We start from the raw sequence: 18,266 nt of genomic DNA on the forward strand, positions 1-18,266 counted from the left end.
CCATGCCGGTACGGTCGCGGCGGCGGGCGAGGTAGATAAGGGCAGGATCCTGCCGATTACATGTGCCCCATGGGCATCGGCGCCGGAGCTGGATCACCGGCCTTGCAGCCACTCCCGCTGCACGGATCACCCATCTTCATGGGCGCGCCGGCCTGGGCGCCGGATGCCGGCATGCCGCTCATTTGCTGGGGCATCTGGCGATCACGCATCTCGTCGTGCATCTGCCGCGCACCGTGCTCCATGCCCATCTCGTGGGCGCGGCTGCTCATCATTTCCTCGTGCATCTTTTCGCCATTGTCGGCGACGGCAGAATGCCCTGCCGAGCTGTCCGGCTGCGGCGCATCCGAGGCCTTCTGGCGCTGCGCTGCGGCGGGCGCCGGGTCGGTGGATGTGTGGGCCGTAACCGTCGGCTCCGGCGTCGGCGCTTCGTCCGCCCATGCCACCACGCCGCCCACCGCCACCAAGCCCAGCGCCGCAAGGCCAATTACGATCTTCCGCTCCATTGTCTTCACTCCCACCAAATCGAGTAACGATGTCCGTGCAGAGGCCCGGACTTCTGGATGTGAGAATGCTCCTCCGAACCGATGTCCGGGATACGTAATGTTCACAGGGGCCTTGCATGGTCACTTCAGTGACTTGGCGGCTCCCGCTTCGTACGAGATCCCTCGGTAACTGCACCCGACAACCTGGCCTCCTGCCAGGGCCAGTGCCCATTGATCTCGACGCCGAGCGATATGCTGAGAAACGTCCGGATGAAGATGAGACCCGCCAGAACCAGCAGGTCCTGCAGGGTCGGGTTCATCACCAGCGACTTCACGATATCGCCGGCGACAAGAAACTCGAGGCCCACGAGGATGCTTCGGCCCAGCGACGAACGGAACGATCTGAACGCGTCATCGGCAGTCGGACGCAGCGTGGCCCGCGCGAACATGACCGTGGCGTACGCGGCGCCGATCAGGATCGTGAGCGTTCCGGCGAGCTCGAGCAAAATCACCGACCATCTCAGGAAAGGGCCCAGCCACGCTGCTGCGATGTTGGGATCGATCATGCGCCGTCCTCGATGTTTGCCTCTGGAACAACGATATCTGTGACACTGTCGCGCCAGATCGGCCAGCTTTGATGACGTCTAGGACACGGTGGTCGCACCGATCAGTTCGGGCGGGCGCGTTCGCGCGTGGCTTTTGGGTTACAACAGATTGGCCGGCGGGGACGCTGTTCGTTGTCACGTTTGGCGGCGACCTGTGCTCCGCTTACCGTGATCGCGCTAAACGAGGGTCAACAGGCCCCGCCGCAGGATAATTTACAAAGCTGCGAACGCAGGAGGAACAAACCACCTAGATCAGGCGGCTCGTACAACAAGGGGGGATGCCGAGGCGCTTATCTTCGGAAGGAAAAGACCATGAAAGCATTTGTTCCCGTTGCAGCGTTTGCCGTCCTTTTGTCTGGCTGTGTGACCACGCCAGCTACTCAGGCAGAGATCGAAAGCTGCCAAGAGATGGAGCGTGACATGGGGCTCAACCAGCGTCACGACCACAACGAGTTGAAGAACCAGGGCCGCAATCCGATGAACCTTTCGCACGGTCGGTGCGTCGAAATTCTCGGCAAGAGCTAACCGGCGGACGGCAGGCGGTGCAAACGCAATTTGCCCGCCTGCCGGTCCTCACGGCGCCTTTGACTATCCAGATGGTGGCGCGAAGTATCGCCGCGGCCGCCTCACAGGGTTTCGACTTCGCGCTTGACCGTCAAAGGCGAGCAGTCCGAAGCCGCAGTGAATTCCCGATCACGGCGACCGAACTGAACGCCATGGCCGCGCCCGCAATGACCGGGCTCAACAGTATCCCGAACCACGGATAGAGTACGCCGGCGGCTATCGGCACACCGGCAGCGTTGAAGACAAACGAGAAGAACAGATTCTCGCGGATGTTACGCATGGTCGCCTTGCTCAGCCTGCGCGCCCGAACGATGCCGCCGAGGTCACCCTTCACCAAGGTCACAGCGGCGCTCTCCATTGCCACGTCGGTACCCGTACCCATCGCGATACCGACATCCGCGGCAGCGAGAGCCGGGGCGTCGTTGATGCCATCGCCTGCCATGGCGACGCGGCGGCCCTGTCTGCGCAGTTCTTCGACCTTGGCCTGCTTCTGGCTGGGCAGCACGTCGGCGATCACCTCTTCGATGCCGACACGACGGGCGACGGCTTCGGCGGTCCGCCGATTGTCGCCGGTCATCATCACGACATGAACATGCTGCCGCTTTAGCGCCGCGACCGCTTCGACCGCGCTTTCCTTGATCGGATCGGCCACGACCACCAGGCCCGCGAGCCGCCCGTCCACGGCAACGAACATCACTCCTTCGCCCTCGGCGCGATGCTGGTCCGCCTTGGGCTCCAGAGCGCTGCTGTCGACGTCGCGATCCCGCAGCAGGGCCTGGTTGCCGAGCGCGACCTCGCGGCCACCCACTACCCCCGAAACGCCCTTGCCGGTGTGGGAAGCGAAGTCGGTGGTACCGGGAAGCGCAAGGTTGCGCTCCTCGGCGCCCTCGACGATCGCTGCAGCCAAGGGATGCTCACTGCCGCGCTCTAGAGCCGCGGCAAGCGCGAGCACCTCGTCGGGCTGGAAGTCATTGACCGGCTCGACGGCCACGAGCTTCGGCTTGCCCAAGGTGAGCGTGCCGGTCTTGTCCACCACCAAGGTGTCGATGCGCTCCATCAGCTCGAGCGCCTCGGCGTTCTTGACCAGCACGCCGGCGGTGGCGCCTCGTCCAGTGCCCACCATGATCGACATCGGTGTGGCGAGGCCGAGGGCGCAGGGGCAGGCTATGATCAGGACCGCCACTGCGTTCACCAAGGCGTGGGCCAGGCGCGGTTCGGGGCCGATAAGCGACCAGACGGCGAAGGCGGTGAGGGCGACGAGAACGACTGCCGGCACGAACCACGCACTCACTTTGTCCGCCAGTGCCTGGATTGGCGCGCGCGAGCGTTGTGCGTCGGCAACCATCCGCACTATCTGCGATAGCATCGTGTCGCGTCCGACGCGCTCCGCCCGCATGAGAAGCGAGCCAGTGCCGTTGATCGTGGCGCCGGTCACCTTCCCGCCTGGGACCTTCTCTACCGGAACCGGTTCCCCTGTGAGCATGGACTCGTCCACCGAGCTCCGACCTTCGGTGACGGTGCCGTCAACCGGGACCTTCTCGCCGGGACGGATTCTCAGAAGATCGCCAACGTGCACGGCTTCAAGGGCGATGTCCTCTTCGCTGCCGTCTTCGCCCACGCGCCGCGCCGTCTTCGGTGCGAGCCCGAGGAGCGCCTTGATTGCCCGCCCGGTCGCTGATCGGGCCCTGAGCTCAAGCACCTGCCCGAGGAGGACCAGGGTCGTGATTACGGCCGCTGCCTCGAAATAGACCGGGACGAGGCCACCCATTGTCCGCAGAGACGCCGGGAACAGATCCGGTGCGAGCGCCGCCACGACACTGTAGCCATAGGCGACGCCGACGCCGAGGCCGATCAGGGTGAACATGTTGAGGTGCCTGTTCCTCAGCGAGGCCCAGAAGCGCTCAAAGAACGGCCATCCACCCCAGAGGACGACGGGCGTGGAAAGCGCCAACTGTACCCACATCGAGGTGTTCATGGGCAGGAGCTCGAGACCGAACAGCTCGCCGCCCATCACAAGGATGAGAAGCGGAATAGTAAACACCGCGCTGACCCACAGACGGCGGGTCATATCGACCAACTCGGGGTTCGGTCCTTCCTCGAGCGTCGGCTCCATAGGCTCGAGCGCCATACCGCAAATCGGGCAGCTTCCCGGGCCGTTGCGCCTGATCTGCGGATGCATCGGGCAAGTCCAGACCGAGCCCTCAGCCGCCTCGGGCAGGGACCCCATCGCGGGGTTGGTCACCGCCGGATCGGTCCCGGGCGGATTGAGGTAGCGGTCGGGATCGGCCTTGAACTTGTCGAGGCAGCGGGCGCTACAGAAATAGTATGTGGTTTCGCCAAGCCGATGGCGATCTTGAGCGGTTTGCGGATCGACCTGCATTCCGCAAACGGGATCGCGCACCCGTTGCCCGTGTGCCGTCGGGCCGGCACCGGCGCTGGCTGCTCCGTCCTGGCCGTGGTGATGGTGATTGTCTGACACGCCGTTCCTCCGGGCTTCGCGACCCGCCCATAGTGGAGTTTGTCACCATGTCAGGGTCAAGTTTCAATTCTTGGCCGCACTCCCGCCTTACCGGATTTACCCGGAACAGCCTCGATCCAGACGGCGTTTACTGAATTCGCTCCTTGGGCGGCAAGACCGCAGGGATAGAAGGGCGAGCCACCTACCATGGAGGGATGCACCTGTGGACGCACTACTAGTCACGACCGGTGCAGCTGCCGTGCTTGTCGCGTTGGCCGACGTTTTCCTAACTGTGTTCTACGCCCGAATCGGAGTGAGCCTCATCACCTCGCGGATGTATCGCCTAACCTGGTCTGCTTTTAGAACCGTCACGCCCTTGGCAGGCAAGCACAAGGACCTGTTTCTTTCGTTCGTTGGGCCTATGATGATGGCCCAAACGGTTGCACTCTGGTTCCTGCTGCTCCTCTTCGGCTTTGCTCTAATTTGCTGGCCGGCCATGGGCACCGAAGTTCAGGCAAGCAGCGGGAGGACGCCGACGGATTTCTGGGCGTCAGTGTACTACTCCGGCTATTCGCTCACGACGCTAGGGACTGGTGATCTGGTGCCAAGGACAACGGCGTACCGCGTGTTGATGATCGTGCAGGCGGGGATTGGCTTCTCGGTTCTTACCCTGACGCTGACCTACTTCATGTCGGTCTACGCCGCACTCGTGCGGCGAAACACACTCGCTCAGATGCTGCATCATCTTTCCGCAGGGCGCGGCGACGCCGCGACGCTGGTCACCGGCCTTTGTTCAGGAGACGCCAGCGGCGGGCGCATTCAGTTGACCGAGATCGGGGCGAGGGTGCTCGATCTGCTGGAATCGCACCATTCGTACCCTGTGCTCCACTACTTCCGGATGCGGGATCCACGCTACGCGATGGCAAAAGTTGCGTACCTCACGCTCGAAACCGCGACGCTGATCAGGACCGTGCTGGGTCAGCCTTTCGAGGGCCTGAAGAGGTCAGCAGCAGTAAACCTGCTTTGGGGGAGCGGCATGGACCTACTGCAGCAGACCAAGGGCTCCCTTTTGAAAAACTGGGAACACCGCGATGATTGCCAGCCGGACGACAATGAACGGTTTGAATGGTCTGCCACCACCCTCGGTGAGGCTGGCTTGGGGTCATGCGACGGCCCGCAGGCCCGGCGCGCCTATATCGCTGCCCGCCGGGAATGGGTCGGCCTGGCTCGGTCGTTTGCTGAACACATGAGCTACGACTGGACGGCAATAGAGCCGAGCAGTGCACCGCGGCATCACTGAACTGCCTGGCGGATCTCCGGCACCATCTCAGGCGTGACGACTGCGGGGGCGGCAGGCAGAACTTCCGAGCCGCGCCTACCGTTGCGCTCGAGGTCCTCGAGGAGCAGCTTCATTTCAGCTATCTCACGCACCTGCGACTTGATTATCTGGTCGGCAAGCTCGCGAACTCGGGGGTCTGTTATCTGAGATTTGCGCGCATTGTTAATTGCAATCGAGTGGTGAGGGATCATGGACTTCATGAAGCGGGCGTCGTTGTTAAGCTGCTGAGACCGGTTCAACGCAAGTAAGCCTCCGGCGACCAAGAGGGCTCCAGTGACGACAGCAATCTTAAGACCCACGCCTTCGTACATCCGCCACATGTAGGCGAGCATGATAACCGTCATTACGCCTCCCATGATCAGCGATGAGAGGAGCCTGTTCGTACTGAACATTGCATGATCCAGGTCGTAGACAAGCTGGTACATCAGGAGGAACATGACGACAACGGAAGTGGCGACCATCGCTGCCAACCTGCCCCAACCCATCTTCATCATCTGATGCGTATTCTCAGCCATGCCCATTCTCTCCATTAAGCAGCGTAAGCCGAAGCACAGTACAGGGCTTCGAGTGATCTTGCCTCAGTTCCGCGGCCGTCGTTGCGCCTTTCACAGCAGGCCCCCCGACACTACTGTCCTCCCGTCATGTCGTGCCCCGCGTGGGGATCAGCCTCGGGCGCGGCAGGGACCGGCTCAGGCGTTGCCGATGACCTGGCGGGGGTTGGTGCGGTTGGGGCCGCAGCCGAGGAGGTCGATCTACCAGGCGGGGCTGCTTGCGACGTCGGCCGCGCTGAGGCAGCGGGCCGAGAGGCCGGGGTCGATGAACTGCTCATCGGCCTTCCGGCAAGCATGTCCTCCACCATCTTGGCGTCTTCTTGCTGGTTTGCGCGCGTCTGCTGGGCCTGCTGACGCACACGAGCATTTTGCCCCTGATCCAGCACCACGTCGGAGAGCGCTACGCCGCCCTGATGATGCGCCAGCATCTTGCGCATGAAGGTCTCGGCCGGATCACCGCCGACGGCGGCCCTCATCTCGGCTCGCATCCGTTCATGAATAGGCCGGTAGGGCTCAAGACTCCTGGGATCGGCGGGTGCGCCGCTCACCAGCGCCCTCAGCTTCTCGATTTCAGCGGTTTGTTTCCGAATAGTGTCCTCGGCGATGTGGCGAGCATGCTCGGACGGGTTTTGGGCGAGCATGATCTCTGACATCTCAATGGCGCCCCGGTGATGTTCGATGATCTGCTTGACCCAGGTGTCGGATACATCCGCGCCCACCGCCTCCATCATGCGTTGGTTCATCTCGGCCTCGGCCTGAGCAAAGGGGTCGTTGGGATCGGACTCGCCACCGGTGATCGCGCTCGCCTCCGTATCGTCGGCGGACTCGGTACTCTCGCCGCAAGCGGAGAGGGCCGCCGCCGTGGCCAGCGCTAGGAAGATCTTTGAACGCATACCGCTTCTCCTCGGAACTGACTGCAACTGCCGAGCCCGCGCACCGAACAGGATGCGGCTCACCGAGGTAATGCGGGGCGCATCCGAACGCTCCTGGCATTTCGCCGCTGTTCGGACGAGCCCCGCTTGCCCTGGGCTTAGGCAGCCATCGCTGCCATCTGGTCGCAGCTTTCCGCGCAACGCAGGCAAGCCTCCACGCAGTCCTCCATATCGCCGACCTGCTCGCAGCTCGCGGCACAGGCCCGGCAGATCTCCGCGCAGGCTCGGCAGGTTATGGCGTGATGAGCCGAATTACGCGCCATGAAGTTCATGGCCGTCTGGCAGATCTCCGCGCAGTCTAGCATCAGCCGCATATGAGCCGGCTCGGTGTGCTTGCCGCCCATTTCCAAGCAGTGTGTGGCGGCCATCTGGAGGCATATCATGTGGCATTGGTGGCAGTCCTCCATGCACTTCTGCATCTCCGCGGACATCGAGTGGCCCTTACCGAACATTGCATTCTCCTGTTTCGAGGTCCCCGCCCGGCTAACTCTACGGCTGCAGGCTGTGCCCCCCTCTTTCCTCCAGGAGATTGATCGGCAGCCCGTTGCTGACGAGCGACGAGCTGCGCGGGAAGGCGAGCGGTGAGGGCTCTCGCCAGCTGGAACGTATTAATCCGCGTGTGGAGTGGACAGTAGGGCAACGCCCCAATGCAACTGGTGCGACTTCTGAGCCTTGCTGCTGCCTTCGTGCTCATGCTGGCGGGAGGCGCGGCGTTTGCGCACGAGGATCACGAGGACCTCGGGGCAGGCCCGGGCCCAAGCGAGGAGCAGGTCGAAGCACAAGGTGGATCGAGAAAGGCCGCCGTTTCCGCGCACGAAGGCATGGCCGAAGCGCATGAAATGGCAACGGAGGAGCACGAACAAGCCGCCGACGAGAACAAGACGTTCTCCGAGCGCCTCGTCAGTTGGCTCGGCCGGCTACATACCCTTGCGATACACTTCCCGATCGCGATGTTCGTCGGTGCCCTCGGGGTGGAACTGGTCGGCCTGTGGCGCCGTGACCCGTCTCTGAGAACCGCGGTCCATGTGACGCTGGCCGTCGGGGCGATCGGAGCTGTCGGCGCCGCCGCTCTTGGATGGTTCGCGGGCGGCTTCTATCCGCGTCCGCCGCATCCTGTTCTGCCGTACGGGGTGCGGGCACCGGGGGGTTCGACCGGATCAAACGATGCAGGCGGCGCAGACAGGATCGTGGCGAAACCGCTCGTCCCGACTCCCGCGCGAAACGGTAAGCCATCGGACAATGGCGGCGATGCAGCATCTTGCGAAGCGCAACCGGCAAGGCTGGCGGCCAGCAAGCTGGACAACGCGGCGGAGAAGATCTTTCGCTCAGTCATCCTTCCAGAACTTCCATGTTTCGCAGCCGCATGATGTCGTCTTTCGGGCAGGCCGCAGGGATCGTAACTCCATAGAAACGCTCGACATTCGAAATCGGCCATCCCTTTGCATTCTCGCGCAAAAAGCCCCCTCCGCCGCTAATGCGTTGGCCGAAAGGAATGTCGTTGCCGGAATGTGGATCGTGGAGCCCTTCAACAGATGGCAGCAAGGTGCCGCCCGGATCGAACAGGTCCGTCGAATTGCGGCGGGGACCTTTCATCACGACGCAGCCGCGCACCACCGCCAGTTCGCCCCGGATCAGCGCCTCTCCCGCACGTGCAGGCTTCGCGATGGTAATCAGGTGCGGCGATGATGGCGCGCCTTGGCAAGCGGTCAGCGGTATGACCAGGGCGAGCGCCGCAATCCTCACCAGTCTTCGGGCTAGCTGCATGCGAATATCTCCGGGCCGGAATGGAGGTAGATCGAGCCGTCGCGATTGGGGAAGATCCACAGATCCTTCATCCCTTCGCGCGCCGCGACGATGCGCTTGCCGGGGATCACCATGCCTTCCTCGATGAAGCCGTTGGGGTGATCCCACAGCGCCGCGCCTTCATCGGCCTAGAAGATCATATTGGAATCGCGGTTGGTCGCGATCAGTTCTCCGGGTCGTTCGGCAGGGTTGCGTTCCTCGAACCGGCACACGCCGTTACGGGCCGGCACCAGCTTCTTGGGAGGCGATGGAGGGAAAAGCGGTTCGGTGGCGGATTGCGTCTGCATTCCGGGCAGCAGGGGCGGCGGCGACGGCGGAGGCGGGTTTACGGGGTTACCCCAGATGCCGAACAGTTTGGCGCATTGTGTCGGATGTTCGCGCCCGCCACGTAGGCGATTGTCCGCCATGGTCTGCTCCTGCGCCAGCAGGCATTCGTTCGCACGGCGCATGGCCTCAGCGCTGCTGATCCCTTCGCGGTCGCGATATTCGCGCACGGCGAACCAGTCATTGCCATACCCCGCCGCCTGATCGAGCGAAGTCACGGCAGCAACGCGATGGTTGCCGCAGGCCGAAATCAGCTCTGCCGGCGGATCGCTGATTTCACCTCTGCTGCCCAATTGCAGGCGCGTCCCGACACGCCCGAACCGGCGGGTATCGGTTGCAACGCGGGGGCGAAAGGCGACGTGCCCCTGCTCATCACGCCAGACACCAGCCTCGAACGGAAACAGGACAAGCGGATCGTCATCCCCATATTCATCTATAAAGAAGCAACCATCGCGCAGGACGATGGCATCGAAGCTCGCCAAATCCGGGGCGGAATAGAAGATAACTCTGTCTGCGCAAAATAGCGAATCTGCCCTGCTACATCGGATGCGATCGGCGGTAAATCGGGATTTGCCCGTGGTTCGAAACGCAGCGGCAGGTTGGCCGGAATTTTCCAGCCCTTCTTCTTTCGCAGCGCGTCGAATTCAGTACGCGGCATGACGATGGAAAGCCACGGCACACTCATGTTCCCGAAACCGGGTTAGGCCCGCTCGGGACCGATGCGTTCCGCCCATTCGCGAACGATCCGGTCCTGATCCGAACGCGAAAAACCAGCTTGTTCGGCGCGGAAAGCGGATCTGATGTGTAACGCGCCAGTGAGGCCGCCGGCTCGCGCAGGAACCAGGCAATGCCTTGCACGGTCCCGAGGCCATCGTTTTCCGGTCCATCGCTCCAGCGCCACTCGATCCCACCGAAATTGCCGATTTCGCCCTTCTTGAGGCGGCGCAGCATCGGCAGATGTTGCCGCTCCAGCTGGTCGGCAAAGCGCATTCGCCGGTCTTCCACGGTCGAATTTCCGGATCCGGGATAATCCGTTGGGTGTAGCCTCCTTGGACTGCTATGTTTTCGATCATGAAGAGCTCCCGCTTCATCTGGCTGGTTACAACTATCGCCGCAATCGTAATTGTGGCCGGGGGAAGCTGGTATGCTTTTTCGCCCAGGCTGGCGATTGCAGCACTCAGCGATTGGGAAACTGCGCCCGAAGAGTTGCTCGCTCTATTCGACCGGGCGCGCGTGCGAGCAGCCTTCGAGAATCAGATGTCGCCTCAGGTCGATACCTATGAGCCGCCCTACACTCAGGACGTCATTCTGGATGCGATGTCGGACCCGCGTGCAGTGCGGATGTTCGTCAACGAACCTTATGGCGAATGGCAGTTCGCAGCCGCCGCCGGACTGCCCGCAGATTTTCCCGAGGAAGAGCCCGCCGGCCCCATGCCCCGCATAATGGAAACCACCGATAGCTGGTTGTTCGACTGGTCCGGGCTGAATACAATCGTGGCGACGCCTTCGGGCCGCAGCGAAGCAAGGGGCAACAGCTATCGTTTCGAGCGGGATGGGCTCAGCTGGCACCTCGTAGCAATCGAACTCACAACAGACATTAGGTGATCCGCTCACCTGTAAGTGCTTCCCATTGACCTCCCCGAAAACCAGAAGCGCCGAAGAGCTGCGCTTCCAGGGTGTGGTTTCGGATTAGAGTTACGACGGCATCTACATCGGTAGTTGGGATCGCTTCCAGAATGACGGCTTTCTGCAATTTGGGAATTTAAAGCCGACAGTCCCCTCACGGCCCAGTAGCCGCCCATCAGATCGGCGCCCGGGTCTGCGCGGGTTCGGCCTTCCAGTGCAAATCAGCGAGCCGCGACTGATAAAAAAAACCTTCCCCCGTTGCCAAAAGAGTGCCCTGTGCTTGATCAATTGAAGACGCGATTTGTAGGTTAGGCACTAAAGAATCTATAAGCTAAGGCTTTTGTAATTTTACCTGAGCCCGACGCGCCGGTACGCGCGAAAGGAAGTAGAAGATGAGGTTCAGAAAAGGAACTGCCGGCTTCGCTATTCAGCGTTGCTTAAAAAGCATCGAGAGCGACCTGCAATCAGGCAAGTCGAGAAACCAAATCCGACTGGAGCTGATTAAGCAAGAGAAGATACCTGCAATCTCGCGAGCCTATTTCAACGAAGTGTTGGGTGAGGGCATGCAATCGCGAGAAGAGTCCGTCCAACCTGCTGGGCCTATCGATGTCGATCAAGAGATGACGCCCTCAGGCCCAGTAACCGTTCTCAGCTCCGATGTAGCTCACGATCTTAGTGAGGCGACCACGCCTCGGCCTGGCCTTGGCGCCGTCGCCGATGACCGCTTTGCCACAGATTTTTGAGGAGGGTGCAATGACAGATGCTACAGCATTGCGCCTGTTCCTGCTGGTTATCACCAACGCAGGCGGAGAAGGCAAGACATGGATCACCATGTTGCTGCTGACGATTTTTCGGTTACTCGATCAGGATATCCTTACACTCGATGGCGACCCGGGTAATCGTGCATCCAGCGCTGCCGATATTGGCGCGAAAGCAATGGACGTGTTCGAAGACCCGCAGAAACTTACTGACCGCATTTCAAATTCACTCGCGGGGACGAAGTCACTTCTCGTAGACGCAGGAGCGAACATCCTCGCGGCATCTGTGAGTTTTGGCGACACGATGAGAGACGTCGGCTTCAAGCTGGAAGATGACGGTTATCGCGTGAAGGGTCTGTGGGTGGTTTCCACCAACAAGATCGGCGCTGCGGAAAGTGCTACCGCAGCCGCCAGGCGGTTCGGGCAGCCATTCGAGCCGCTATGGCTGTTCAATGACCGCGATGGGTCGGGAATGGTGCCCGCAGGCTTAGAACCCGACATAACAGTTGCGCATTTAGCGCCCGGCTACGTCGTCTTGGTCAACGAAGCGGGAGGCTTCGAGCCGATCGTTAGAGAGGGCATTCCCGGTTATCAAATGAGCGCCGATATAATCGCCAAGTACGTCTGGCGGTTCGCCGATCAGCATGGTGTGCGCGCGCTGTTCGGGGATGTCGCGATTGATAGCTTGCGCTCTATTTTGGACCGCGACGTTATGGACCTACACCCAGTCCAATTCACCAGCAAAAAAAGCGATGATGAGATAATCGAATGGTCCGCTCACCTTGAAATACTGCGGATAGTAACCGCGTACCGGGGTGATATCGATGCGATGATACGCGCGCTTACGAACATTAAGAGCCGCGGCTGCTAAGGCCGGCCTTATCAAGGAACAAGGGGGGCGCCTTAGCCCCCTTTTTTGTATGCGTTGAAGAGAAATTCCGGAGGCAGTTGCATAAATATTTATTCAACAGCAGCAACAACAGCAGCAACAGCAACAGCAACAGCAACAGCAACAGCAACAGCAACAGCAACAGCAACAGCAACAGCAACAGCAACAGCAGCAGCAGCAGCAGCAGCAGCAGCATTTTTTAGGCGCAATACCGCAAGTTTGTATGCACTGGCGTGCACAACCAACTTGCTATGCGCCTTCCACTGCGTTCCAGGGGAGCCGGCCCAAAGCCGGAGCACTCACTGCGTTCGTGGATCGGGCCTGCGGCCCTCTGGCGGAACCCATGGTTCCTTGTGACAACCGCCAAGCGGTAGCTGAAACCGGCGGCGGTTCCAGTGCCGGCGCTTGGTAGCGAAGCTGGGCACTCCGGACAATTAGCCAGCTGCTGCTCCGGTAGCCGCAATGCGCATTGTTTAGGCAACGTGCGGCCGGATACAGCTTCAGCACACAGACGGCGGTCGCTTTAGAAACTCCGCTCAGTCGCACCGGCTTGAACGAAGCGAAGGAAAAGCGCGCGATAGCGCAAAGAGGAAGGAGGGCCGCGTGAGCGGCGCTAGCGAGCCCAAGGGTGGGAATGGAAAATAAAAAGAAATCCAATCTCGCCCTGCAGGGCTCGCGTGGTGTCAACCGGCATCACGCAGGCGGCCTAAAAACGGCTAAATGCAAGGAAGTAAGATGACGTTCAACACCGCGAAGAAGACCATGAACCTGGCCGAATCGGCAATCCCGCCGTTTCGATGCTCGCCGATCATGCCGCCCAATGGGGCTGACCCCACGCGGGAGCTGCTGCGCAAGACTCATCGCACGGCGGTCGCGTCCGCGCTCTACATAACACGCACGGAGGGGGAGGACACGTTCGGGCCGCTGCCCAACGGATACATGTCGAAGGCTTCCGATCTCGTTGCCAGCGGGCGCCGTCATCCCGTCCAACACTTTCCGGCGAAATACCGGGACGGACTGCTGATTTGGCAGGAAGCCGACGCCGCGGCGGCGCTGGATCCCACCGATGCTGCCGGGGTCCACATCGTGGCATCCTTGCCAGGAATGGCACCAGAAGAATGGCCACGGTTGATCGAGCGCTTCATCGACGAAACCTTGGTTGCACGAGGCATGGTGGTTGATTGGGCATGCCACGCCCAACGCGATGACAATGACAACTGGGTGGTCCATCCTCATGTCCACATGATCGTCACCGCGCGGCGATATCGACAGGACATACGCAAGGGCCAGCGCCAGAAAACCTGGCTATATTCCGCACGCCAGATCGACGACGTCGAGGATGCCTGGCTGCGCTGCACTGGATTGCAGCGCGTGCCTTACGCCGCCTGAATTTCCCCGCACCGACCCATCGAACGGCCGTGCCTGTCCTCAGGCGCGGCCGTTCGCGCATAAGGACCACATTCATGACCTACTACTCAATTTATCGCTCCCAGTCCGAGCAGCTTGCCGAGCAGCTCGAGACCGACGGCGATTATCGTGTTCTTCGTCGGCTTCCTCGACGTGAGGAGATCTGGCTCCGCAGCATGCCTATCTCTGCACCTGAAGCGTCGACGGTTATCGGCGTGATCGATACCGAAACCACCGGACTGGACTGCGAGCGAAACCAGATGGTCGAGCTGGCACTGGTGAAGCTTACGATCTGCAACAATACGGGCGACTTGCTGGACATCTCCCCGCCGCACTCGTGGCTTGAGGATCCCGGCGAACCGCTCACCCCTGAGATCGAAGCTTTAACGGGGTTGACGGACGCTGACCTGCAAGGACAAAAATTCGCCGATCAGCAAATCCGCAAAGCCATTTCCGACGTGGATGTAATCGTGGCCCACAATGCGAGTTTCGATCTGGGCTTTCTCAACGCCCGTTTTCCTGGCCTCAGTAAACCCTTTGCCTGTTCGCTCAACGAGATCGACTGGCAGGCTCACGGGCTGGGCAGCGGAAGGTCGATCGGTGGATTGCTGACCGAGGCAGGCCACTTTCCAGAACAGGCACATCGGGCAGGACCTGACGCCTGGGCCCTATCCTGCCTGCTGATTAGGCCGGGGGCGGAGAGGCGAACGATCGCCTGGCACCTGCTGAATCGCGCACGGCGGCCAACAGCTCGCGTGTACGCCGCAAAGGCACCGTATGCACTGAAGGACACGCTAAAGGCCACCGGCTATCGTTGGTCTGCCCGGCATGGCGCGTGGGCAATGGAAGGCGAGCCGGAGCGCATCGCCAACGAAGTCGCATGGCTGACCGGTCTGCACCCGGCTGTGCAGCCGCGCGTCGTCTCAATCGATTGGCATAATCGGCACGTTGCCTGATCCGGGGGGGGCGGCGGCTAAGTCGCCGCCCTCGTTCTGCAGTCTCCGGCGGGCCCCCTTTCCCAACGTCGGCGCCGACGGGCCTCCGTGAGAGTGGCCGGGAGCGGCGTGCATGGGCGGCCGCATCGATCCTAGCCGGAAAAGCCGAACTCAACTGATGACGGCGGGTGCCGCTTGTGGAGGCGTGAGGCGTCGCAAGCAGGGAGGGTTCAACAGGAAAGGAGGTGCGTGGCTGATCCCAATGAGGGGAAAAAAGCCGCAAGGAGAAGACAATGAAGAATGCACTGATTCAGATGGGAGCCGTGAGTGCAGCCCTGCGAATGCTTCTGGCAAACCACCAGCTCGCCAAGCCCAACGATCTGCTAATTGCCGCTGCCGACGGCGTGACCGAGACCATTATCGAGATGATGATGTCGCATGCTTTTGCAGGACGTTCGACCTTCCTAGCCGTATTTCGGACCGAAGATGACATTGCTCTCCTGGATAGGATCATGGTCGTCGATGGCACTTCCAAGAAGGGCCAGATTGACGTTTGCATCGGCAAATTCGTTCGGAAAGCGGACGGTACGTTTGCCCTCCGGTCGGCCAACCGCGAGAAGCCGTATGAGTACGTTTTCGATCGGGGCGGCCGCCGCCTGAAACGCTGGGCGGTAAAAGATGACCGCGATCGCGCCATGATGGAAATCCGGGGCCTCCAGGCGCTCATGGAAAAGGCGGCGACAGCGGCTTGTCTGGAGGAAGGGCGATCGGCGTTTATGACGGACTCCTGATCGGGTCGGCGTCGAACGCGCCGATTACCTCATCGGGGCGTTGCCGACCGGCGCAATGGCAGCTTTTGTTGCCGCAGCGCTGGTCGGCAGCGACGCATTTGCAAAGCTAACATGGGCAGATTTCGGGAGATTTATTGATCGGCTGCTAGTGGGCCGGCAGCGGAAAGTCCGGTCTCAGGCTGAAGCTACACTTTCCTGCCGTTCGTACCAGCCGCGCGACCGCTTCACGATCGCCACTACGGACAGCATGACGGGTACCTCCACGAGCACCCCGACCACGGTCGCTAGGGCAGCGCCCGAATTGATGCCGAACAGCGAAATGGCAGCGGCGACGGCGAGCTCGAAGAAGTTCGATGCCCCGATCAGCGCGGCCGGTGCCGCGACGCACCAGGCCACGCCGAACTTGCGGCTGAGCCAGTAGGCCAAGCCTGCGTTCAAGTAGACCTGAATGAGGATCGGCACCGCCAGCAGGACGATGACCATGGGCCGGGCCAGGATTTGCTCGCCCTGGAAGCCGAAGAGCAGGACCAAGGTGGTCAGCAGCGAGACCAGGGATATCGGACCCAGCACGCCGAGCAGCCGATCCAAGGCGGCCTGTCCGCCGCCGGCGAGCACGCGCCTGCGCACCAACTGCGCGATGACGACCGGGATGACGATATAGAGCACCACCGACAGCAGGAGCGTGTCCCAAGGCACGGTGATCGAGGCGACGCCCAGCAGTAGCCCGACAATGGGCGCGAAGGCGAACACCATGATGAGGTCGTTCAGTGCGACCTGGCTGAGCGTGTAATTAGGCTCGCCGTCGCACAGGTTCGACCAGACGAAGACCATCGCCGTGCAGGGCGCGGCGGCAAGGATGATGAGCCCCGCAATGTAGGACGATATCTCGCTCGTCGGCAGCAAGGGCGCGAACAGCCAGCCGATGAAGAAGGTGCCCAGAGCCGCCATCGAGAAAGGCTTCACCGCCCAGTTGATGAACAGGGTGACGCCGACTCCCTTCCAATGCTGCCGCACCGACCCGAGCGCTCCGAAATCGATCTTGAGCAACATCGGGATGATCATCAGCCAGATCAGCACCGCGACGGGCAGGTTGACCCGGGCGATCTCGGCAGAGGCGATCGCCGCGAAGGCACCCGGTGCTGCCGCCCCGAAGGCGATGCCCGCCACTATGCAGAGCGCCACCCAGACGGACAGGTAGCGCTCGAACCTCGACATTGCCGGCCGTGCCGCCGACCCAGCATCAGCCATTGGCCGGCACCACCTCGCCGTCTTCCTTCACGAAGTCGGCCCGGAGCGGCCGGTCAAGGAGCGACAGCACTTCTTCGGACGGGCGGCACAGCTTCACGCCTCTGGGGCCGACGACGATCGGGCGGTTGATCAGGATCGGGTGTTCCATCATCGCGTCGATGATCTGATCGTCCGTGAGCGAGAGGTCCCCGAGGTTCAACTCCGCATACGGCGTGCCCTTTTCCCGCAGCAGGTCACGCGGGCCCGTGCCCATTCGCCGGATGAGCGAGACCAGCTCCTCGCGGCTCGGCGGCGTCTCAAGATAGTGGATTACTGCCGGCTCCACGCCTGTGGCGCAGATCAGCGCCATGGTGTTACGGGACGTGCCGCACGCGGGGTTGTGGTAGATGGTGACACTCATCCGCAGCAGCTCTCGGCTTGCGCCGGCATAGCCGGCGCGCAGCAGGCTGCCTCCGCCGCATTTTCGGAGATGGCCGACAGGTCGACATTGTCGCCATAGACGATCGCCTCACCGTTGGTGAAGAACGCCTCCCACACGACGCCTTGCGGGTCGGCGATCCAGCTCTTCTCGGATTTGGCATAGCAGCAGGTGGTGGCGCCCTCTTCGAGCACCGGGCGGTCGGCGGCCTTGAGCCGGCCATAGACGGCCTTCAGCTCATCCTGGCTCTCCACCTGGATGCCGAGGTGCTCGATCCCCTTGTGCGCATTGCCCGAGGAGATGGCGAAGTTGACCCTCGGATCCTCCAGCATCCATTTGGCATAGTCCGGCTTCACCACGGTCGGCTCGGCGCCGAACAGGGTCGAATAGAAGCCGATGGACTGATCGAGATCGTTGACCCCGACATGGACGTGCAGACGCTTCATGCTGATTTCCTTTCCTGGATGCGCGCGGCCTCGGAGCCGCAGGCGGCGTCCGGGGCACAGGCGGCACCGGCGCAGCAGTTCTCGGTGAGATAGCCGAGCAGCGCGTTCATAGCGGCATAGTCGGCGGTGTAGATGAGCGACCGGCTCTGCCGTTCCTGTTTGATCAGCCCCGCCCGATTGAGCTGGGCAAGGTGGAACGACAGCGACGAGTTGGGGACGCCCAAAGCCTCCGCGATCGCGCCCGCCGGCATACCCTCGTCCCCGGTCTGCACCAGGAGGCGGAACACCGCCAGCCGATGCTCCTGCGCGAGCGCGCCCAAGGCGGTTACGACGGCGGCCGCGTCCATCAGCGGAGCCTCGCCCAACGAGGATCATCGCGCCGGAGCATCTCCAGCGGAAGGTTACCCACCTCGCGATGACAGCACAGTGCGAGCTGCTGCGAAGTGACCGTCAACACACGCTCGACAAACTCCCTGAAGCCCTTGGCCATCATTCACCTCATCGTTTCGATGAACGTGGAAATAACTGAGTCGCCTTTGGTCGTCAATCCATATTTCTACAAACATAGAAATATCCGAGTTTGGGGGGTGTGCCCTCGGTTGAGGCGAGAGCGTCCTCGACCTATCGCACTGTCGTCTCGATTTACGTGTGGTCGAGCAATTCCGCTTTCTACCCGTCAGTCCTGATATG

At 61.7% G+C, this 18,266-nt stretch carries 24 protein-coding genes; 9 read left to right on the plus strand and 15 right to left on the minus strand.

The window, feature by feature from the left end; translation table 11 throughout:
- Positions 1–56: 56 nt before the first annotated feature.
- On the minus strand, positions 57–503 hold the full coding sequence (locus GRI40_RS13140) for a hypothetical protein (RefSeq protein WP_160611967.1): 447 nt from the start codon (positions 501–503) through the stop codon (positions 57–59).
- 125 nt (positions 504–628) lie between these two features.
- Entirely contained in the window at positions 629–1,048 is a 420-nt protein-coding gene (locus GRI40_RS13145; RefSeq protein WP_160611968.1) for a DUF1622 domain-containing protein, read from the minus strand.
- 351 nt (positions 1,049–1,399) lie between these two features.
- Here GRI40_RS13145 and GRI40_RS13150 point away from each other — a divergent pair, with 351 nt between their 5' ends.
- A complete protein-coding gene (locus GRI40_RS13150; RefSeq protein WP_160611969.1) occupies positions 1,400–1,612 on the plus strand; it encodes a hypothetical protein in 213 nt (70 codons plus the stop codon).
- A 130-nt stretch (positions 1,613–1,742) separates the two neighbouring features.
- On the opposite strand, the gene GRI40_RS13155 is transcribed toward GRI40_RS13150, so the two are convergent.
- Positions 1,743–4,031: a heavy metal translocating P-type ATPase gene (locus tag GRI40_RS13155; RefSeq protein ID WP_202390403.1), complete on the minus strand. Its 2,289-nt coding sequence runs from the start codon at positions 4,029–4,031 to the stop codon at positions 1,743–1,745.
- 301 nt (positions 4,032–4,332) lie between these two features.
- Between GRI40_RS13155 and GRI40_RS13160 the strand changes: the two genes are divergently transcribed.
- The gene (locus tag GRI40_RS13160) at positions 4,333–5,409 is read left to right on the plus strand and encodes an ion channel (RefSeq protein WP_160611971.1); all 1,077 of its coding nucleotides are present in this window, start codon (positions 4,333–4,335) and stop codon (positions 5,407–5,409) included.
- Here GRI40_RS13160 and GRI40_RS13165 read toward each other — a convergent pair.
- The 3 genes from GRI40_RS13165 to GRI40_RS13175 all read right to left on the minus strand — a co-directional run bounded on the left by GRI40_RS13165 (position 5,403) and on the right by GRI40_RS13175 (position 7,383).
- Positions 5,403–5,963 carry a DUF305 domain-containing protein gene (locus tag GRI40_RS13165; RefSeq protein WP_160611972.1) on the minus strand — a complete coding sequence of 187 codons (561 nt, stop codon included), beginning with the start codon at positions 5,961–5,963 and terminating at the stop codon, positions 5,403–5,405. The two genes, GRI40_RS13160 and GRI40_RS13165, sit on opposite strands and share 7 nt — an antisense overlap.
- Positions 5,964–6,073: 110 nt before the next feature.
- Positions 6,074–6,892, minus strand: a complete 819-nt coding sequence (locus tag GRI40_RS13170) for a DUF305 domain-containing protein (protein WP_160611973.1) — start codon at positions 6,890–6,892, stop codon at positions 6,074–6,076.
- A gap of 137 nt (positions 6,893–7,029) precedes the next feature.
- Positions 7,030–7,383 (minus strand): four-helix bundle copper-binding protein, encoded by a 354-nt coding sequence (locus GRI40_RS13175; RefSeq protein ID WP_237489185.1) that lies wholly within the window; start codon positions 7,381–7,383, stop codon positions 7,030–7,032.
- Positions 7,384–7,578: 195 nt separating this feature from the next.
- Here GRI40_RS13175 and GRI40_RS13180 point away from each other — a divergent pair, with 195 nt between their 5' ends.
- On the plus strand, positions 7,579–8,298 hold the full coding sequence (locus GRI40_RS13180) for a DUF2231 domain-containing protein (protein ID WP_160611974.1): 720 nt from the start codon (positions 7,579–7,581) through the stop codon (positions 8,296–8,298).
- On the opposite strand, the gene GRI40_RS13185 is transcribed toward GRI40_RS13180, so the two are convergent.
- The 4 genes from GRI40_RS13185 to GRI40_RS13200 all read right to left on the minus strand — a co-directional run bounded on the left by GRI40_RS13185 (position 8,261) and on the right by GRI40_RS13200 (position 10,048).
- Complete coding sequence (locus GRI40_RS13185) at positions 8,261–8,755, minus strand: hypothetical protein (protein ID WP_160611975.1); 495 nt, start codon at positions 8,753–8,755, stop codon at positions 8,261–8,263. The genes GRI40_RS13180 and GRI40_RS13185 overlap by 38 nt on opposite strands.
- A 107-nt stretch (positions 8,756–8,862) precedes the next feature.
- Positions 8,863–9,540, minus strand: a complete 678-nt coding sequence (locus GRI40_RS13190; protein WP_160611976.1) for a hypothetical protein — start codon at positions 9,538–9,540, stop codon at positions 8,863–8,865.
- Positions 9,492–9,743 carry a hypothetical protein gene (locus GRI40_RS13195; RefSeq protein WP_160611977.1) on the minus strand — a complete coding sequence of 84 codons (252 nt, stop codon included), beginning with the start codon at positions 9,741–9,743 and terminating at the stop codon, positions 9,492–9,494. The genes GRI40_RS13190 and GRI40_RS13195 overlap by 49 nt, the downstream gene beginning before the upstream one ends.
- Entirely contained in the window at positions 9,740–10,048 is a 309-nt protein-coding gene (locus GRI40_RS13200; protein ID WP_160611978.1) for a hypothetical protein, read from the minus strand. Before GRI40_RS13200 ends, GRI40_RS13195 begins: the two co-directional genes overlap by 4 nt.
- Before the next feature lie 81 nt (positions 10,049–10,129).
- On the opposite strand from GRI40_RS13200, the gene GRI40_RS13205 reads away from it, so the two are divergent.
- From GRI40_RS13205 to GRI40_RS13215, 3 genes are all read left to right on the plus strand, one after another.
- Positions 10,130–10,663, plus strand: coding sequence for a hypothetical protein (locus tag GRI40_RS13205; RefSeq protein ID WP_160611979.1), 534 nt, complete (start codon positions 10,130–10,132; stop codon positions 10,661–10,663).
- A gap of 413 nt (positions 10,664–11,076) precedes the next feature.
- A complete protein-coding gene (locus tag GRI40_RS13210; protein WP_160611980.1) occupies positions 11,077–11,427 on the plus strand; it encodes a hypothetical protein in 351 nt (116 codons plus the stop codon).
- Positions 11,402–12,313, plus strand: coding sequence for a hypothetical protein (locus GRI40_RS13215; protein ID WP_160611981.1), 912 nt, complete (start codon positions 11,402–11,404; stop codon positions 12,311–12,313). The genes GRI40_RS13210 and GRI40_RS13215 overlap by 26 nt, the downstream gene beginning before the upstream one ends.
- On the opposite strand, the gene GRI40_RS13760 is transcribed toward GRI40_RS13215, so the two are convergent.
- Entirely contained in the window at positions 12,294–12,527 is a 234-nt protein-coding gene (locus GRI40_RS13760; protein ID WP_202390355.1) for a hypothetical protein, read from the minus strand. The genes GRI40_RS13215 and GRI40_RS13760 overlap by 20 nt on opposite strands.
- Before the next feature lie 539 nt (positions 12,528–13,066).
- Between GRI40_RS13760 and GRI40_RS13220 the strand changes: the two genes are divergently transcribed.
- The 3 genes from GRI40_RS13220 to GRI40_RS13230 all read left to right on the plus strand — a co-directional run bounded on the left by GRI40_RS13220 (position 13,067) and on the right by GRI40_RS13230 (position 15,464).
- Positions 13,067–13,720, plus strand: a complete 654-nt coding sequence (locus GRI40_RS13220; RefSeq protein ID WP_160611982.1) for a MobA/MobL family protein — start codon at positions 13,067–13,069, stop codon at positions 13,718–13,720.
- Between the two features lie 74 nt (positions 13,721–13,794).
- On the plus strand, positions 13,795–14,694 hold the full coding sequence (locus tag GRI40_RS13225) for a 3'-5' exonuclease (RefSeq protein ID WP_160611983.1): 900 nt from the start codon (positions 13,795–13,797) through the stop codon (positions 14,692–14,694).
- Between the two features lie 272 nt (positions 14,695–14,966).
- Positions 14,967–15,464 carry a hypothetical protein gene (locus GRI40_RS13230; RefSeq protein WP_160611984.1) on the plus strand — a complete coding sequence of 166 codons (498 nt, stop codon included), beginning with the start codon at positions 14,967–14,969 and terminating at the stop codon, positions 15,462–15,464.
- A 174-nt stretch (positions 15,465–15,638) separates the two neighbouring features.
- Here GRI40_RS13230 and arsB read toward each other — a convergent pair whose 3' ends face one another.
- From arsB to GRI40_RS13250, 4 genes are read right to left on the minus strand one after another with little or no spacing between them, the layout of a single operon-like run.
- Positions 15,639–16,712: an ACR3 family arsenite efflux transporter gene (arsB, locus tag GRI40_RS13235; protein WP_160611985.1), complete on the minus strand. Its 1,074-nt coding sequence runs from the start codon at positions 16,710–16,712 to the stop codon at positions 15,639–15,641.
- Positions 16,705–17,112, minus strand: coding sequence for an arsenate reductase (glutaredoxin) (arsC, locus tag GRI40_RS13240; protein WP_160611986.1), 408 nt, complete (start codon positions 17,110–17,112; stop codon positions 16,705–16,707). The genes arsB and arsC overlap by 8 nt, the downstream gene beginning before the upstream one ends.
- Positions 17,109–17,576 (minus strand): ArsI/CadI family heavy metal resistance metalloenzyme, encoded by a 468-nt coding sequence (locus GRI40_RS13245; RefSeq protein WP_160611987.1) that lies wholly within the window; start codon positions 17,574–17,576, stop codon positions 17,109–17,111. The genes arsC and GRI40_RS13245 overlap by 4 nt, the downstream gene beginning before the upstream one ends.
- Positions 17,573–17,923: an ArsR/SmtB family transcription factor gene (locus tag GRI40_RS13250; RefSeq protein WP_160611988.1), complete on the minus strand. Its 351-nt coding sequence runs from the start codon at positions 17,921–17,923 to the stop codon at positions 17,573–17,575. Before GRI40_RS13250 ends, GRI40_RS13245 begins: the two co-directional genes overlap by 4 nt.
- Between the last annotated feature and the right edge of the window lie 343 nt (positions 17,924–18,266).

Origin of the sequence: Tsuneonella aeria (assembly GCF_009827495.1) — a bacterium.
Taxonomy (GTDB): domain Bacteria; phylum Pseudomonadota; class Alphaproteobacteria; order Sphingomonadales; family Sphingomonadaceae; genus Tsuneonella; species Tsuneonella aeria.

Coding starts and splice junctions, on each gene's coding strand:
- GRI40_RS13140 (WP_160611967.1), bottom strand. CDS start 503: ATGGAGCGGAAGATCGTAATTGGCCTTGCGGCGCTGGGCTTGGTGGCG.
- GRI40_RS13145 (WP_160611968.1), bottom strand. CDS start 1,048: ATGATCGATCCCAACATCGCAGCAGCGTGGCTGGGCCCTTTCCTGAGA.
- GRI40_RS13150 (WP_160611969.1), top strand. CDS start 1,400: ATGAAAGCATTTGTTCCCGTTGCAGCGTTTGCCGTCCTTTTGTCTGGC.
- GRI40_RS13155 (WP_202390403.1), bottom strand. CDS start 4,031: ATGCAGGTCGATCCGCAAACCGCTCAAGATCGCCATCGGCTTGGCGAA.
- GRI40_RS13165 (WP_160611972.1), bottom strand. CDS start 5,963: ATGGCTGAGAATACGCATCAGATGATGAAGATGGGTTGGGGCAGGTTG.
- GRI40_RS13170 (WP_160611973.1), bottom strand. CDS start 6,892: ATGCGTTCAAAGATCTTCCTAGCGCTGGCCACGGCGGCGGCCCTCTCC.
- GRI40_RS13175 (WP_237489185.1), bottom strand. CDS start 7,383: ATGTTCGGTAAGGGCCACTCGATGTCCGCGGAGATGCAGAAGTGCATG.
- GRI40_RS13180 (WP_160611974.1), top strand. CDS start 7,579: ATGCAACTGGTGCGACTTCTGAGCCTTGCTGCTGCCTTCGTGCTCATG.
- GRI40_RS13195 (WP_160611977.1), bottom strand. CDS start 9,743: ATGAGTGTGCCGTGGCTTTCCATCGTCATGCCGCGTACTGAATTCGAC.
- GRI40_RS13200 (WP_160611978.1), bottom strand. CDS start 10,048: ATGCGCTTTGCCGACCAGCTGGAGCGGCAACATCTGCCGATGCTGCGC.
- GRI40_RS13205 (WP_160611979.1), top strand. CDS start 10,130: ATGAAGAGCTCCCGCTTCATCTGGCTGGTTACAACTATCGCCGCAATC.
- GRI40_RS13210 (WP_160611980.1), top strand. CDS start 11,077: ATGAGGTTCAGAAAAGGAACTGCCGGCTTCGCTATTCAGCGTTGCTTA.
- GRI40_RS13215 (WP_160611981.1), top strand. CDS start 11,402: ATGACCGCTTTGCCACAGATTTTTGAGGAGGGTGCAATGACAGATGCT.
- GRI40_RS13760 (WP_202390355.1), bottom strand. CDS start 12,527: ATGCTGCTGCTGCTGCTGCTGCTGCTGCTGTTGCTGTTGCTGTTGCTG.
- GRI40_RS13220 (WP_160611982.1), top strand. CDS start 13,067: ATGACGTTCAACACCGCGAAGAAGACCATGAACCTGGCCGAATCGGCA.
- GRI40_RS13225 (WP_160611983.1), top strand. CDS start 13,795: ATGACCTACTACTCAATTTATCGCTCCCAGTCCGAGCAGCTTGCCGAG.
- GRI40_RS13230 (WP_160611984.1), top strand. CDS start 14,967: ATGAAGAATGCACTGATTCAGATGGGAGCCGTGAGTGCAGCCCTGCGA.
- arsB (WP_160611985.1), bottom strand. CDS start 16,712: ATGGCTGATGCTGGGTCGGCGGCACGGCCGGCAATGTCGAGGTTCGAG.
- arsC (WP_160611986.1), bottom strand. CDS start 17,112: ATGAGTGTCACCATCTACCACAACCCCGCGTGCGGCACGTCCCGTAAC.
- GRI40_RS13245 (WP_160611987.1), bottom strand. CDS start 17,576: ATGAAGCGTCTGCACGTCCATGTCGGGGTCAACGATCTCGATCAGTCC.
- GRI40_RS13250 (WP_160611988.1), bottom strand. CDS start 17,923: ATGGACGCGGCCGCCGTCGTAACCGCCTTGGGCGCGCTCGCGCAGGAG.